The following is a 16,054-nucleotide window of genomic DNA, read 5'->3' as shown; positions in this document are numbered from 1 at the left end:
TGACGCCCCCGGCCGCCGATTGGGCCAGAATTCCGGGGATCCGACAATTCGAGGGGGAACCACCCATGCGCGGACTCGTACTCGGCGGCGGCGGACTCGCCGGCATCTCCTGGGAGACCGGCCTGCTGCACGGCCTCGCCGAAACCGGACTCGACCTCCCCGGCACCGCCGACCACGTCCTCGGCACCTCCGCCGGCGCCACCGTCGCCGGCCAGCTCGCCTCCGGCCTCCCGCTCGCCGAGCTCTACCGCCGGCAGACCGACCCGACCGCCCAGAACCACGAGATCGTCCCGCCCGCCGAAGCCGTCGCCGCCCTCTTCGAAACCTTCCACGGCCTGCTCACCGAGATCACCGACCCCGACGAACTGCGCCGCCGCGTCGGCGCGTTCGCCCTCGCCGCCGACACCGTCCCGGCCGCCGACCGGCTCGCCGTCATCGCCGGCCGCCTCCCCGGCCGCGACTGGCCCGCCTGGCCGCTCACCCTCACCGCCGTCGACGCCGACACCGGCCGCCCCCGCACCTTCGACCGGCACAGCGGCGTCCCCCTGGTCGACGCCGTCGCCGCCAGCTGCGCCGTCCCCGGCATCTGGCCCACCGTCGAGATCGACGGCCACCGCTACATGGACGGCGGCATCCGCAGCTCCAACAACGCCGACCTGATGACCGGCCAGCCCGTCGTCCTGGTCCTCGCCCCGATGGCCGACCCGTTCCTCGCCCCCGAACTGGCCCTGCTCGAAGCCGCCGGACAGTACGTCCTCGCCGTCACCCCCGACGAGGACTCCCTCGCCGCCGCCGGCCCCAACCCGCTCGACACCACCGTCCGCACCCCCTCCGCCGAAGCCGGCCGGGCCCAGGGCCACCGGATCGCCGACCAGGTCCGCGAACTCTGGACGCCCTGACGCCCGTTCGGGGCGGGCACGGCCCGCCGCACGGCAGCCGCCCCCGCCCCGCCCCCTTCGGCCTACGACTCGACGATCCTGCCGTCCCGCAGCTCCAGCACCCGGTCCGCCAGCTCCATCAACTGCGGGTCGTGCGTCGCCACCAGCGCCGTCACCCCCTCGCTGCGCACCACCGCGCGCAGCAACTGCATGATCGCCAACCCGGTGTCCGAGTCCAGCTGGCCGGTCGGCTCGTCCGCGATCAGCAGCGCCGGCTCGTTCGCCAACGCCCGCGCCACCGCCACCCGCTGCTGCTGACCGCCCGACATCTCGGTCGGCCGCTGCTCCGCGTGCTCCGCCAGACCCACCATCGCCAGCAGCGTCCGGACCCGCTCCTCGCGCTCCTTCACCGCCACCTTGCGCAGCCGCATCGGCACCCCGACGTTCTCCGCCGCCGTCAGCACCGAGATCAGGCCGAACGACTGGAACACGAAACCGATCCGGTCCCGCCGCAGCTCCAACCGGCCCGCCTCGTCCAGCCCCGCCAGGTCCGTCCCGGCGATGCTGATCTTCCCCGCGGACGGCGTGTCCAGCCCGCCCACCAGGTTCAGCAGCGTCGTCTTGCCCGAACCCGACCGGCCCCGCAGCGCCGTCAACTCCCCGGCCTTTGCCGTGAACGACACCCCGCGCACCGCGTGCACCGCCCGGTCGCCCTCCCCGAACGTCCGGTGCACGTCCTCCACGACCACCATCGCACCGCTGCTCACCCGCGCACCTCTTCCTCGGCCGGCCACACCCCGATGTGGTCCTCTTCCAACGCCAACCGCACCCGACGGCTGAGCTGCAACGCCTCCGTGAAGTCCGACGGCAACTGCAGCCGGCCCACCCGGTCCAGGACCGCGTACTCCACCCCCGGCTCGCCCCGCTCGGGACGCAGCACCTCCGTCGAGGTCCGCCCGTTGCGGATCCGCACGGTCCGGCGCACTTCCTGCGCCACCATAAGGTCATGGGTGACGATCAGCACCGTCACCCCCAACTCCTCGTTCACCGAACGCAGCGCCGCGAAGATCTCCTCGCTGGTCGCACTGTCCAACTCGCCCGTCGGCTCGTCCGCCAGCAGCAGCGCCGGGGAGTTCGCGTTCCCCACCGCGATCGCCACCCGCTGCTGCTCACCGCCCGACAACTCGGCCGGCCGCCGACCCGCCAGGTGCCCGATCCCGAGCAGCTCCAGCAACTCCCCCGCCAACCGCCGCCGGTCCCGCCGCGGCACGCCCGCGTACCCCATCGGCAGCATCACGTTCTCCGCCGCCGTCAGGTACGGCAGCAGGTTGCGCGCCGTCTGCTGCCACACGAACCCGACCTTCCGGCGCCGGAAGTCCAGCCGCTCGCGCCTGCCCATCGCCAACAGGTCGTGCCCCGCCACCCGGGCACTGCCCGCCGTCGGCACGTCCAACCCCGCGAGGATCCCCAGCAGCGTCGACTTCCCCGAACCCGAGGCCCCGACCACCGCGATCAACTCGCCGTCCGCCACCACCAGGTCCAGCCCCTGCAGGGCCTGCACCTCCACCCCCTCGGAACGGTGGATGCGCACCAGGTTCTCGCACACCACCATGCCCTCCTCGGGCGGCGGCCCGTCCGCGGCCGCCCTCCTGCGCAGCTCCGCAAGATCCGGCACCGCCTCCACGGCCTCGACCCCCACGCCCACCCCCTCCGACCGGAGCTCGACGGCTCACCACGGCCTCGTCCCACCAGGCCCTGCCAGGAGGACACCGGGCCGGACGGCGGGGGCAGTCCCCTGTTCTGCCCCCGCCGTCCGGCCCCGCGCTTCCCCCTCGACCGACGCCCACACAGCGACGGTCCCAACACTCCAACGCCGTCCGAAGCGGGCGGGTTGCACGGGATTCCGAACTTTTTTCGAAACCCCCGCACACTGCCCTCCCGCTCCTTGCCCTTGCGCTTGGGCTTGCCCTGGTCCTGGTTCTGGTTCTGGTTCTGGTTCTGGTCCTCAGCCGACCGGCACGATCAACTGCTCCGGCGCCCCCAGCGCCAGGAACTCCGCCGCCGAAGCCCGGAACGGGTCCGACGCCCCCGTCTCCGGCGCCACCCCGCGCCCGCCCCGGTGCACCATCAGCACCGCCACCTTCGACCCGCGGAGGTGCACCGCGACCTCCTCCGCCGCCGCCACCGAGGAGGGCTGCCGCAACCCCAGCGCCACCACCCCGACCGCCCGCCCCTCCACCGTCCAACCCGCACCGGATTCGACGCACGCCCCGCCCCCCAGCAACCGGGCCCGCGCGATCTCCGCGTCCGCCACCGTCCCGAAGCTCAGCACGTACTGACGCGCCGTCGCCCCGCCCGTCCCACCGTCCGCGTACGTCTCCCCCCACACCCGCTCCGCCCCCACCGACGTCACCAGCCACGGCAGGCACTCCTCCGCGAACAGCGAACCCGGGCCCGCGGACGGCGACACCGAAGCCGAGGCCGGTGCCGACGCCGGTGCCGATGCCGTCCCGGAGGACGTGGCCGTGGCCGTGCCGGTAGCGGCGGCGCTAGCGGTAGCGGTAGCGGAGGACGGGGGGCCGGCGCTCGCCGACGCGCTCGCCTGCGACGGCGCCACCGCCCACGGGCCGTACCCGCCCAGCACCCGCGGCAGTCGCGCCACCCCCAACGCCAACGCCCGCACCTCCGGCTCCGCCGACTCCAACGGCAGCACCTCCCCGGCCGGAACCGCGGTCGACCGCATGCCCGTACCCGTCGTCGACCTCGGAACCGGATTCGGCGTCAGGGTCGGCGGGAGCGAAGGGAGTTGCGGCAGCGCCAGCGTCACCGACTCCCCCGGCCGCGGCAACGCCGACTGCTGCACCGGCACCCCCGCCACCCCGTGCTCGCCTCCCACCGGCACCACCGACACCGTCGTCCACAGCGCCGCGACACCCAGCACCCCCGCCCCGGCCACCGCACCCGCCAGACGCCGACGCCTGCGCCGCGACCCGCGCCGCACCACCTCCGCGCTCGCCGGCGCCGGCACCCGCAGCACCACCTCACGCCGCAGCCCGTCGAACATCGCCTCCAACCGGGCAGCCCCGATCGCCGGACGGTCCTCCGCCTCATCCACCTCCGGTAGCTCGGACCTAGACATGCGAACCGCAGTCCTCCGCCACCCGCACCTGCTCCCCCGTCAACACCACCGCCACCGGCCCCCCTTCACCGCTGTCGTCCCCCGCCGTCCGCTGCTCCGCCACGCCCCGCCCCTCACCCGCGGCAGCCGCCCGAACCGGCCGCAGCGGCGCGCCCACCGGCTCCTCGACGACCACCGCCGGCTCTTCCCCCAACAACACCGCCAACGCCTGCCGCCCCCGGTGCAATCGCGCTTTCACCGTCCCCACCGGCACCCCCTCGTCCGCGGCGATCTCCGCCACCGAACGACCCCCCATGTGGTGCCACACCAACGCCGACCGCTGCGCCTCCGGCAACCGCCGCAACGCCTCCACCAACGCCACCGTCTCCGGCCCCGGCCCCGGAACCGGCGACTGCCCGTCCCCGTGCCGGATCCAGCTCTGCAACGCCGTCCGGGCCCGCCGCCACCGGCTGATGGCGATCCGCTGCCCCGTCAACCGCACCCACGCCACCGGATTCTCGTGCGACACCAACCGCCCCCAGTGGTTCCAGGCCCGCACGAACGCCTCCTGGGCAGCGTCCTGCGCCTCACCCAGATCCCCCGTCAGCGCGTACAGATGCGCCACCAGTTGCCCGTACGCCGCCTCGTAGAACGCCCGAAAGTCGTCTTCGCCCCGCCCGGCTCTGCCGCCGGCCCCCTCGCCCTGCTGCACGACCATGACGCCACAGTGTGCCGTGCACCGCCCCGCCCGGCAATACTCCCGGCCCTGCCCGGAAATGCAGAAAGGGCCCCAGCCTGACGGCTGGAGCCCTTTCTTGAATGATTGTTCGGCGGCGTCCTACTCTCCCACAGGGTCCCCCCTGCAGTACCATCGGCGCTGTGAGGCTTAGCTTCCGGGTTCGGAATGTAACCGGGCGTTTCCCTCACGCTATGACCACCGAAACACTATGAAACTGTCGCCGCCCGGCCGGATCCCTCCGGCGGGGGTCGTTGTTTCAGAACAACACAGTGGACGCGAGCAACTGAGGACAAGCCCTCGGCCTATTAGTACCGGTCAACTCCACCCCTCACAGGGCTTCCATATCCGGCCTATCAACCCAGTCGTCTACTGGGAGCCTTACCCTCTCAAGGAGGTGGGAGTGCTCATCTCGAAGCAGGCTTCCCGCTTAGATGCTTTCAGCGGTTATCCCTCCCGAACGTAGCCAACCAGCCATGCCCTTGGCAGGACAACTGGCACACCAGAGGTTCGTCCGTCCCGGTCCTCTCGTACTAGGGACAGCCCTTCTCAACACTCCTACGCGCACAGCGGATAGGGACCGAACTGTCTCACGACGTTCTAAACCCAGCTCGCGTACCGCTTTAATGGGCGAACAGCCCAACCCTTGGGACCTACTCCAGCCCCAGGATGCGACGAGCCGACATCGAGGTGCCAAACCATCCCGTCGATATGGACTCTTGGGGAAGATCAGCCTGTTATCCCCGGGGTACCTTTTATCCGTTGAGCGACGGCGCTTCCACAAGCCACCGCCGGATCACTAGTCCCTACTTTCGTACCTGCTCGACCCGTCAGTCTCACAGTCAAGCTCCCTTGTGCACTTACACTCAACACCTGATTGCCAACCAGGCTGAGGGAACCTTTGGGCGCCTCCGTTACCCTTTAGGAGGCAACCGCCCCAGTTAAACTACCCACCAGACACTGTCCCTGATCCGGATCACGGACCCAGGTTAGACATCCAGCACGACCAGAGTGGTATTTCAACGGCGACTCCACAACAACTGGCGTTGCTGCTTCACAGTCTCCCACCTATCCTACACAAGCCGAACCGAACACCAATATCAAGCTATAGTAAAGGTCCCGGGGTCTTTCCGTCCTGCTGCGCGAAACGAGCATCTTTACTCGTAATGCAATTTCACCGGGCCTGTGGTTGAGACAGTCGAGAAGTCGTTACGCCATTCGTGCAGGTCGGAACTTACCCGACAAGGAATTTCGCTACCTTAGGATGGTTATAGTTACCACCGCCGTTTACTGGCGCTTAAGTTCTCAGCTTCGCCCGACCGAAATCGGACTAACCGGTCCCCTTAACGTTCCAGCACCGGGCAGGCGTCAGTCCGTATACATCGCCTTACGGCTTCGCACGGACCTGTGTTTTTAGTAAACAGTCGCTTCTCGCTGGTCTCTGCGGCCACCACCAGCTCGGGGAGCAAGTCCCGTCACCAGCAATGGCCCCCCTTCTCCCGAAGTTACGGGGGCATTTTGCCGAGTTCCTTAACCACAGTTCACCCGAACGCCTCGGTATTCTCTACCTGACCACCTGAGTCGGTTTGGGGTACGGGCCGCCATGAAACTCGCTAGAGGCTTTTCTCGACAGCATAGGATCATCCACTTCACCACAATCGGCTCGGCATCAGGTCTCAGCCTTAATGAACGGCGGATTTGCCTACCGTCCGGCCTACACCCTTACCCCGGGACTACCACCGCCCGGGCTGGACTACCTTCCTGCGTCACCCCATCGCTCACCTACTACCCCGTTGGGTCACCGGCTCCACCACGTCCCTTTGTCCGAAGACTCCGGGCCGGCTTCACGGGCTTAGCATCAAGAGGTTCGACGTTGGCGCTTCAAAGCGGGTACGGGAATATCAACCCGTTGTCCATCGACTACGCCTGTCGGCCTCGCCTTAGGTCCCGACTTACCCTGGGCAGATCAGCTTGACCCAGGAACCCTTGGTCAATCGGCGCAAGAGTTTCCCACTCTTGTATCGCTACTCATGCCTGCATTCTCACTCGTGAACCGTCCACAACTCGATTCCTCGGCTGCTTCACCCGGCACACGACGCTCCCCTACCCATCACAGCCCCCGTTGGGGGTATTGCTGCAATGACACGACTTCGGTGGTGTGCTTGAGCCCCGCTACATTGTCGGCGCGGAATCACTTGACCAGTGAGCTATTACGCACTCTTTCAAGGGTGGCTGCTTCTAAGCCAACCTCCTGGTTGTCTCTGCGACTCCACATCCTTTCCCACTTAGCACACGCTTAGGGACCTTAGTCGGTGTTCTGGGCTGTTTCCCTCTCGACCATGGAGCTTATCCCCCACAGTCTCACTGCCGCGCTCTCACTTACCGGCATTCGGAGTTTGGCTAAGGTCAGTAACCCGGTAAGGCCCATCGCCTATCCAGTGCTCTACCTCCGGCAAGAAACACGCGACGCTGCACCTAAATGCATTTCGGGGAGAACCAGCTATCACGGAGTTTGATTGGCCTTTCACCCCTAACCACAGGTCATCCCCCAGGTTTTCAACCCTGGTGGGTTCGGTCCTCCACACGGTCTTACCCGCGCTTCAACCTGCCCATGGCTAGATCACTCCGCTTCGGGTCTTGGGCATGCAACTCGATCGCCCTATTCGGACTCGCTTTCGCTACGGCTACCCCACACGGGTTAACCTCGCTACACACCGCAAACTCGCAGGCTCATTCTTCAAAAGGCACGCAGTCACAGCCCGAAGGCTGCCCCCACGGCTTGTAGGCACACGGTTTCAGGTACTATTTCACTCCGCTCCCGCGGTACTTTTCACCATTCCCTCACGGTACTATCCGCTATCGGTCACCAGGGAATATTTAGGCTTAGCGGGTGGTCCCGCCAGATTCACACGGGATTTCTCGGGCCCCGTGCTACTTGGGAGAAGCTCAAGCGAGCCGTACAGATTTCGTCTACGGGGGTCTTACCCTCTACGCCGGACCTTTCGCATGTCCTTCGACTACCCATACGGTTTCTGACTCGCCCAGCCGCCGGCAGACGACTGAAGAACTTTCCCACAACCCCGTCGTGGCAACCCCTGCCGGGTCTCACACCACAACGGTTTGGCCTCATCCGGTTTCGCTCGCCACTACTCCCGGAATCACGGTTGTTTTCTCTTCCTGCGGGTACTGAGATGTTTCACTTCCCCGCGTTCCCTCCACGCACCCTATGTGTTCAGGTACGGGTGACAGCCCATGACGACTGCCGGGTTTCCCCATTCGGACACCCCCGGATCAAAGCTCGGTTGACAGCTCCCCGGGGCCTATCGCGGCCTCCCACGTCCTTCATCGGTTCCTGGTGCCAAGGCATCCACCGTGCGCCCTTAAAAACTTGGCCACAGATGCTCGCGTCCACTGTGCAGTTCTCAAACAACGACCAGACACCCAAACCCGACACCCCTGACAGGAGCGCCCGGCATGAGGCCGGCATCCATGAGAAAACGATCACTCGTTCCCTCAGGACCCAACAACGTGCCCGGCACAGTCACTCCCAGAGAACCGCTTTCCACGCCCCGAGGGGGCAGTACTGGCGACCTGTTCGCTTCCTGTGCCGAATAGTCAACGTTCCACCCATGAGCTAGCACTCCGGGACATTCGCCCGAAGCTGCCGTGTGCTCCTTAGAAAGGAGGTGATCCAGCCGCACCTTCCGGTACGGCTACCTTGTTACGACTTCGTCCCAATCGCTGGTCCCACCTTCGACGGCTCCTCCCCTTACGGGTTAGGCCACCGGCTTCGGGTGTTACCGACTTTCGTGACGTGACGGGCGGTGTGTACAAGGCCCGGGAACGTATTCACCGCAGCATGCTGATCTGCGATTACTAGCAACTCCAACTTCATGGGGTCGAGTTGCAGACCCCAATCCGAACTGAGACCGGCTTTTTGGGATTCGCTCCGCCTCGCGGCATCGCAGCCCTTTGTACCGGCCATTGTAGCACGTGTGCAGCCCAAGACATAAGGGGCATGATGATTTGACGTCGTCCCCACCTTCCTCCGAGTTGACCCCGGCAGTCTCCTGTGAGTCCCCGACATTACTCGCTGGCAACACAGAACAAGGGTTGCGCTCGTTGCGGGACTTAACCCAACATCTCACGACACGAGCTGACGACAACCATGCACCACCTGTACACCGACCACAAGGGGGCCGATATCTCTACCAGTTTCCGGTGTATGTCAAGCCTTGGTAAGGTTCTTCGCGTTGCGTCGAATTAAGCCACATGCTCCGCTGCTTGTGCGGGCCCCCGTCAATTCCTTTGAGTTTTAGCCTTGCGGCCGTACTCCCCAGGCGGGGAACTTAATGCGTTAGCTGCGGCACCGACGACGTGGAATGTCGCCAACACCTAGTTCCCAACGTTTACGGCGTGGACTACCAGGGTATCTAATCCTGTTCGCTCCCCACGCTTTCGCTCCTCAGCGTCAGTAATGGCCCAGAGATCCGCCTTCGCCACCGGTGTTCCTCCTGATATCTGCGCATTTCACCGCTACACCAGGAATTCCGATCTCCCCTACCACACTCCAGCCTGCCCGTATCGAATGCAGACCCGGGGTTGAGCCCCGGGCTTTCACATCCGACGCGACAGGCCGCCTACGAGCTCTTTACGCCCAATAATTCCGGACAACGCTCGCACCCTACGTATTACCGCGGCTGCTGGCACGTAGTTAGCCGGTGCTTCTTCTGCAGGTACCGTCACTTGCGCTTCTTCCCTGCTGAAAGAGGTTTACAACCCGAAGGCCGTCATCCCTCACGCGGCGTCGCTGCATCAGGCTTTCGCCCATTGTGCAATATTCCCCACTGCTGCCTCCCGTAGGAGTCTGGGCCGTGTCTCAGTCCCAGTGTGGCCGGTCGCCCTCTCAGGCCGGCTACCCGTCGTCGCCTTGGTGGGCCGTTACCCCACCAACAAGCTGATAGGCCGCGGGATCATCCTGAACCGCCGGAGCTTTCCACCGGCCCCCATGCGGGAGACGGTCGTATCCGGTATTAGACCTCGTTTCCAAGGCTTGTCCCAGAGTTCAGGGCAGATTCCCCACGTGTTACTCACCCGTTCGCCACTGATCCACCCCGAAGGGCTTCACCGTTCGACTTGCATGTGTTAAGCACGCCGCCAGCGTTCGTCCTGAGCCAGGATCAAACTCTCCGTGAATGCTTTTCACGAAAGAGCGGCACAGCAGCCACCGGAATAAGGCGGCCCCGTGCACTGCGTCCTCGCTAGTGTTTTACTTCAAAAGGAATCTCCAACCCCGACGAGACGTCGAGGCCGGGGATGTCAACATATCTGGCGTTGACTTTTGGCACGCTGTTGAGTTCTCAAGGAACGGACACTTCCTTCGACCGGCCTTCCGACCGTATCTCCGGGCGCTTCGTTCTTTCGTGTTCCCAGCTTATCAGATCCGAGCTTGTGCTCTTTCCCGACTCGCTTTCGTCTTCTGCGGCTTGACGCCCCGTCCGACGTTTCAAACTCTAGCCGATCCCCGCTCCTGAAAGCGAATCGGCCGCAATCTCCGGAAAAGCACACGCCGAAAATACGAACGGGGACGCGAAAGAGACGCGACCCGTCACGGATCATCGAACTGGTTTCTCAAGGGATTGGCCGCCCCGGGACCGTCCACACAGATGCGTGTCCAGTGCTCCCTGCCGAGCGACTAGTGAACACTACGCCGATTGGCGGGCAGGTGCAAACTCGCCCGGGTGGACCACCCAGTCGCAGGCCGCGCGGGTGGTCGCCACGTAGGCGGTGTTGGGGCGGTCGTTGCTGTCGATGCGCCGGCGGGCGGTCGTCGGGTCCTGGCCGCCGGTGGTGTGGCGGGCGAGCAGGCGGGTGTCGCGGGTGGTCTCGTCCGCGTCGACGTACCAGAGTTCGCGCAGCAGGGCGCGGGCGTCCGTCCAGGGGGTGGTGGGGGCGGCGAGGTAGTTGCCCTCGGTGATGACGAGGCGGGTGTGGGGGCGGATGAGGTGGCGGGCGGCGACGGGTTCGTCCAGGGCGCGGTCGAAGTCGGGGGCGTAGACCTCGTGGAAGCGGTCGGTGGCGACGCGCTGCAGGAGTGCCAGGTAGCCGTGGGCGTCGAAGGTCTCGGGGGCGCCCTTGCGGGGGCGCAGGTCGAGGCGGTCGAGCTGGGCGTTGGAGAGGTGGAAGCCGTCGAGGGGGAGGTAGGCGGCGGTGTCGGGGCCCTCGTGGCGGTTGATCTCGTCGATCAGGAGGTGCGCGAGGGTGGACTTTCCGGCGGCGGGCGGTCCGGTCAGGCCGAGGACGGTCCGGCCGGTGCCGCTGCCGGGGCCGCGGAGCAGACCGAGGGCTCGGGCCACTGCCTGCTCCGCGGTGGCGGGCTGCTCGGTGGCGGGGGCGGTGCTGGGGGTGCCTTCGACGTGCATGGATCGCACCCTACGCGCCGGTAGGGGCGCTGAGAACGGGTGCGTCGAGGGTGAGGGTGCCGGCGTCGGCGTCGAGGGTGGCGGGGACACCGAGCGGGACGGTGATCGAGGACGGGCAGTGGCCGAAGCCGAGCTCCCACAGGACGGGGACGCCGAGGTCGCCGAAGTGGTCGAGCATCACGGCGCGGACGCCGTCGAGCGGGCCGCAGCCGTCCCAGGAGCCGAGGACCACGCCGGCCAGTCCGTCGAGGGCGCCGCTGCGGCGGAGCTGGGTGAGGATCCGGTCGAGCTGGTAGGGCTGCTCGTTGATGTCCTCCAGGATGAGCAGGCCGCCGGCGAAGGACGGGCGGGCGCCGGGGGTGCCGCGGTCGGCGGCGAGCAGGGAGGCGCAGCCGCCCATCAGGACGCCGTGGGCCCGTCCGGGGACGAGGGGGATGGCGTCGGGGCCGGTGAGGATGGTGGTGGTGGCGGGTTCGAAGAGGGTGCGGCGCAGGTGTTCGGCGGTGGCGGGGTCGGTGCTGAAGACGGTGGTGCCGGGCATCGGGCCGTAGAGGGTGGGGGCGCCGAGCCGCTGGGCGACGGCTTCGTGCAGGACGGTGATGTCGCTGAAGCCGACCAGGGGCTTCGGCGGCGCGGCCCGCATCGCGTCCCAGTCGAGGAGGTCGACCATCCGGTGCGCGCCGAAGCCGCCGCGGACGCAGAGGACGGCGGCGACGTCGGGGTCGAGCCAGGCGGACTGCAGGTCGGCGGCGCGGTGGGCGTCGGCTCCGGCCAGGTGCGGCAGGGTGGGGTGGGTGTCGCGGAGGTGCGGGAGGACCACCGGGTCCAGGCCCCAGGAGCGGACGATGTCGATGCCGAGGTCGAGTCGGGCGGGGTCGATCGCGCCGCTGGGGGCGGCGAGGGCGACCCGGTCGCCGGGGCGGAGCGGGCGCAGGGACATCCGGTACTCCTTCGGGGAGCGCGAACGGGGACGGGTGAGGGTGGAGGGGAACGGCTGGGGACGGACGGCGGCGGGCTCGGCGGAGCGGCCGGCCGTTGTTCCGCCTGCTGACGGTATCCCCCGTCCGGGAACGGCCCATCCCGGTGCTGCCGCTGTCGCCCCGTCAGGCTGCCGACGGCCCCGGAGGCGGGGTACCGGGGGGCGTCGGCAGCCCGGGGTGCGGTGGGGCGGGGGTCAGAAGGTGTCCATGGCGGTGCGCACTTCGGCGAGGGTGCGGTCGGCGACGGCGTTGGCGCGGGCGTTTCCGGCGTGCAGGACTTCGCGCAGGACGGTGCGGTCGGCGGCGAGTTCGGCGCGGCGGTCCCGCAGCGGGCGGAAGTACTCGTTGACCGCTTCGGTGGTGGTGCGCTTGAGCAGGGCGGCGCCGCCGTTGCCGATCTCCTCGGCGACGGTGTGCGGGTCGCGGTCCTGGCAGAGGGCGGTGAGCAGCAGGAGGTTGGAGACGCCGGGGCGGTTCTCGGGGTCGTAGGTGATGTGGCGGTCGGGGTCGGTGACGGCGCCGCGGAGCAGCCGGGCGGTCTCGTCCTCGTCGGCGCCGAGCGCGATGGCGTTGCCCCGGCTCTTGCTCATCTTGCCGGCGTCGGTGCCGAGGAGCAGGGGTGCGCGGGAGAGCAGGGCCTGCGGTTCGGGGAACAGTGGGGCGTAGCGGTCGTTGAAGCGGCGGGCGACGGTGCGGGTGACTTCGAGGTGCGGTAGTTGGTCCTGGCCGACCGGGACGAGGTCGGCCTTGCAGAACAGGATGTCGGCGGCCTGGTGGACGGGGTAGGTGAACATCAGCCCGCTGACGGCGGCCTGTCGGGAGTGGGTGATCTCGTCCTTGACGGTGGGGTTGCGGGAGAGTTCGGCGACGCTGACCAGGCTGAGGAAGGGCAGCATCAGTTGGTTGAGCGCGGGGACGGCGCTGTGGGTGAAGATCGTGGCGCGCTCCGGGTCGACGCCGGCGGCCAGGTAGTCGAGCACGAGGTTCTCCGCGTGTTCGGAGAGGCGGTCGGCGCGGTCCCGGTCGGTGATCACCTGGTAGTCGGGGATCACGATCATCAACTCGAGCCCTCGTGACTGGAGTTCGACCCGGTTCCGGAGCGTCCCGAAGTAGTGGCCGAGGTGCAGCGGCCCGGTGGGGCGGTCGCCGGTCAGGATCCGGTGGTGTCCTGCGGCGGTGGCTGCGACCAGTGGGTTCGCGGTGTCGGGGGTGGTGGTGGTCATGGCGGGGTGGGCTCCTCGGTTGCGGCTGGTGGCCGCCCGCCGGGGTGGGCCCTGGTCCGTCCGAGGTGCTCGTGCCGGGGCCGTCCTTGCGGACGGCCCTGGGGTCATGCGTGGGGGACGGCCGTCCTAGGACGGCCACCAGCGCAGGCATGACGTGAGAGACATGCCTCCCACCATAGCCCGGCGCTTCGGGCCCGCAACGGGTTTGGCCCTGCGGACGGGAACCATCGGGTGTGCACGTACGTCCCTTGGCCCGACGCGCGCCGGTGGTGCAGGATCGGGCGAGCTCAGAATCCGGAGGGGCCCAGCCATGACCTCGCGCGAACAGAACGCGTCGGACCGGCCGCACGCTGACGCCAACCGCCTTGCGGTGCAGGCGGGTTCGGCTGGCCGCGGCGCCGGGTACGACTGGGTGCCGCCCGGGTCGGCGACGCCGGGCGGACCGGTGGTGGGCGAACCGGTGACGGACGGCGAGGGCTCGGACACGGGGGCGCGGGCAAGTACGGGTGCAGGTGCGGGTGCGGCTGTGCGCTCGGGTGCGGCGGCTCCAGGGGTGGTCGAGTGGTCGCCGGGGGCCTGGGGCGTCGGCGGCCCGGCGGGGCCGGCGCGTCCGCAGCGGCGGCCCGCGCCTTCGCGGCGGTTGAGTCAGGTGCGGGCGGTGCCGGCGGTGCCGGACGGGTTCCGCGTGGCGGCGGTGGAGGAGGCTGCGGCCGGGGCCGGTGGCGTGCCGGTGGATCTGGTCGGGGTGCCGATGGGGGTGCTGATCGGTGGATCGCCCGGGTCGGGCGAGAGCAGTGGTCAGGGGGGGCGGGCTCCGGACCGCCGGGTGTCGGCGGAGTTGCTGCGGTTCGGTTCCGGCACCTGCCAGGTGGTGCTGCCGGAGTGGCGGCCGGCCATCGCGGTGTCGGTTCCCACCGAGCAGTTGCAGCGTTCGACCGGGCTGGGCCCGGAGGAGCTCCGTTCGGCGCGGCTGTCGGTGGTGATCAACCCGGAGGCGGTGCACGACCGGGAGCTCGGGCTGCGCGATTGGCGGGCCGAGATACCGGCGGCTCGTGGGCGTCGGCGGGGTCGGCGCCAGCTCCGCTGAGAAAGTGTGGGGTAATTAGCTGATTACTGATTGTTGAGGTCGTCGGCGAGGCGACGTGCTGCTTCGGTCTCGATGGGGCCGCGCGGTTCGATCTCCTCGCCGGCGAGGCGGGCGGCCATGAGGCGGATCATGGCGACCTTGATCATCGCCTCGGCGTGCGCGGTCTTGCGCTCGTAGTCCCTCGCCAACCGTCTGCACCGTCCCAGCCAGGAGAATGTCCGCTCCACCACCCACCTGCGGGGCAGCACCCGGAAGCCTTTCACATCCGCGTTGCGCGGCACCGCCACGATCTCCAGCCTCTCGCGGTCCGCCGCCCAGCCCACCAGGCCCGCGTCCACGGAGTTGACGTAGCCACCGTCGACCCAGACCAGTCCGAGCTGCGGAAACAGCTCCCTGACACCGGCGAGGACCAGCTTCGCGCCCGCCCGGTCCTGGACCGAGGCCGAGTGCACCACCGCCCGCAGCACGAGTCCGCAGGTGTCCACCAGCAGGTGCCGCTTGCGGCCCCGCACCCGCTTGCCCGCGTCGTAGCCGACAGCCTGCCCGCCCTGGTGGCTGCGGGCCGACTGCGAGTCCAGCACCGCGGCCGACGGCTGCGGATCCCGACCATCCGCCACCCGGACCCGCTCGCGCAGCGCGCCGTGGACCCGGTCCCACGTCCCGTCCGCCGTCCAGACGCGAAACCAGCGGTAGGCGGCGTCCCACGGCGCCAGATCATGCGGCACCAGCCGCCACGCGCAACCGCTGACCAGCACGTACAGCACGGTGTCCACGATCAGCCGGCGCGGGAACTTCAGCGGCCGGCCCGCCCGGCGCGGATCCCGCCGCGGCAGCAGCGGCTCAATCACCGCCCACTGAGCATCCGTCAACGACGAGTCATACGACGGCTTACAGACACAGCCGCACATGGCGGTGATCTTCGCGGACACCCGACCGCGAAGATCACCGCCAGTGGATCACGCCACGCAGTTGCTCAATTACCCCACACTTTCTGAGTCGGTCCGCGCACGTGGCGCGGCCGTTGGACGGTTGAGTGCTCGTCAGTTTCCTCTGCTGCGGCTGGGGTTGGGGACGTGGCCGAGGTGGACGGGTTCGATCGGGTCGGGTGCCGCGGCCCGGATGGCGGCGAGCAGGCCGGACAGGTTCGGCGGCCAGAGCGGGTCGGCGTCCGGCGCGGCGAGTTCGGCCGGTGTCCACCAGCGCCAGCCGAGGATGCCGTCGACCCGGTGGACCGCCGCCACGTCTCCCGGCTCACGCCGCGGGCCGTGGGTCAGGAAGATGTGCTCGTGCTGGCGGACCGGGGTGCCGTGCCAGGTGAAGTCGTGTTCCCAGGTGCAGACGAGTGCGCCGGGCCGGAGGTCGGTCCAGCCGGTCTCCTCGTGCAGTTCCCGGAGGGCCCCCTCGACCGGGGTCTCACCCGGTTCCAGGCCGCCGCCCGGGGCGTTCCAGTGCACCCCGACTTCGGAGTTGTCCGACCGGAACAGGAACACCTCACCCTCCGGTGAGAGCACCACCGTCCGCGCCGCTTGCCGGGGGCGCCGCTCACCCGTGCGTCTCCGACGTGCTGTGATCCATCCCATGCGGTCACCCTGGCAGAGGTCGGAACGGGG

The 16,054-nt window shown here is 68.4% G+C and carries 11 protein-coding genes and 3 rRNA genes; 2 read left to right on the top strand and 12 right to left on the bottom strand.

The features are described from left to right. Window positions 1-65: 65 nt before the first annotated feature. On the top strand, window positions 66-899 hold the full coding sequence (locus tag EDD39_RS12515; RefSeq protein ID WP_123555613.1) for a patatin-like phospholipase family protein: 834 nt from the start codon (window positions 66-68) through the stop codon (window positions 897-899). A 62-nt stretch (window positions 900-961) separates the two neighbouring features. On the opposite strand, the gene EDD39_RS12510 is transcribed toward EDD39_RS12515, so the two are convergent. The 10 genes from EDD39_RS12510 to trpS all read right to left on the bottom strand — a co-directional run bounded on the left by EDD39_RS12510 (window position 962) and on the right by trpS (window position 13,357). Next, entirely contained in the window at window positions 962-1,630 is a 669-nt protein-coding gene (locus tag EDD39_RS12510) for an ABC transporter ATP-binding protein (RefSeq protein WP_232794831.1), read from the bottom strand. Between the two features lie 11 nt (window positions 1,631-1,641). Then, window positions 1,642-2,490: an ABC transporter ATP-binding protein gene (locus EDD39_RS12505; RefSeq protein ID WP_244257175.1), complete on the bottom strand. Its 849-nt coding sequence runs from the start codon at window positions 2,488-2,490 to the stop codon at window positions 1,642-1,644. 393 nt (window positions 2,491-2,883) lie between these two features. Beyond that, on the bottom strand, window positions 2,884-4,017 hold the full coding sequence (locus tag EDD39_RS42035) for a hypothetical protein (RefSeq protein WP_123555609.1): 1,134 nt from the start codon (window positions 4,015-4,017) through the stop codon (window positions 2,884-2,886). After that, a complete protein-coding gene (locus EDD39_RS42030; protein WP_123555607.1) occupies window positions 4,010-4,714 on the bottom strand; it encodes a SigE family RNA polymerase sigma factor in 705 nt (234 codons plus the stop codon). The genes EDD39_RS42035 and EDD39_RS42030 overlap by 8 nt, the downstream gene beginning before the upstream one ends. 107 nt (window positions 4,715-4,821) lie before the next feature. Continuing rightward, window positions 4,822-4,938, bottom strand: a 5S ribosomal RNA gene (gene rrf, locus EDD39_RS12490). An 82-nt stretch (window positions 4,939-5,020) separates the two neighbouring features. Continuing rightward, window positions 5,021-8,126 (bottom strand): 23S ribosomal RNA (locus EDD39_RS12485). A 285-nt stretch (window positions 8,127-8,411) separates the two neighbouring features. Further along, a 16S ribosomal RNA gene (locus EDD39_RS12480) occupies window positions 8,412-9,928 on the bottom strand. The 16S, 23S and 5S rRNA genes sit together here, the layout of an rRNA operon. 509 nt (window positions 9,929-10,437) lie before the next feature. Then, complete coding sequence (locus EDD39_RS12475; RefSeq protein ID WP_123555605.1) at window positions 10,438-11,154, bottom strand: nucleoside/nucleotide kinase family protein; 717 nt, start codon at window positions 11,152-11,154, stop codon at window positions 10,438-10,440. Window positions 11,155-11,164: 10 nt separating this feature from the next. Continuing rightward, window positions 11,165-12,094: a S66 peptidase family protein gene (locus tag EDD39_RS12470; protein WP_123555604.1), complete on the bottom strand. Its 930-nt coding sequence runs from the start codon at window positions 12,092-12,094 to the stop codon at window positions 11,165-11,167. Window positions 12,095-12,328: 234 nt separating this feature from the next. After that, the gene (gene trpS / locus EDD39_RS12465) at window positions 12,329-13,357 is read right to left on the bottom strand and encodes a tryptophan--tRNA ligase (RefSeq protein WP_123555602.1); all 1,029 of its coding nucleotides are present in this window, start codon (window positions 13,355-13,357) and stop codon (window positions 12,329-12,331) included. Window positions 13,358-13,667: 310 nt separating this feature from the next. Between trpS and EDD39_RS38960 the strand changes: the two genes are divergently transcribed. After that, window positions 13,668-14,444, top strand: coding sequence for a hypothetical protein (locus EDD39_RS38960; protein WP_148089431.1), 777 nt, complete (start codon window positions 13,668-13,670; stop codon window positions 14,442-14,444). A gap of 23 nt (window positions 14,445-14,467) precedes the next feature. Here the strand turns inward: EDD39_RS38960 and EDD39_RS12455 are convergent, their stop codons facing one another. Further along, window positions 14,468-15,352: an IS5 family transposase gene (locus EDD39_RS12455; protein WP_123560381.1), complete on the bottom strand. Its 885-nt coding sequence runs from the start codon at window positions 15,350-15,352 to the stop codon at window positions 14,468-14,470. Window positions 15,353-15,484: 132 nt separating this feature from the next. Then, a complete protein-coding gene (locus tag EDD39_RS12450) occupies window positions 15,485-16,024 on the bottom strand; it encodes an NUDIX hydrolase (RefSeq protein ID WP_123555597.1) in 540 nt (179 codons plus the stop codon). Between the last annotated feature and the right edge of the window lie 30 nt (window positions 16,025-16,054).

Origin of the sequence: Kitasatospora cineracea (assembly GCF_003751605.1) — a bacterium.
Taxonomy (GTDB): Bacteria; Actinomycetota; Actinomycetes; order Streptomycetales; family Streptomycetaceae; genus Kitasatospora; species Kitasatospora cineracea.
This window is presented reverse-complemented; position numbering and strand designations above follow the sequence as displayed.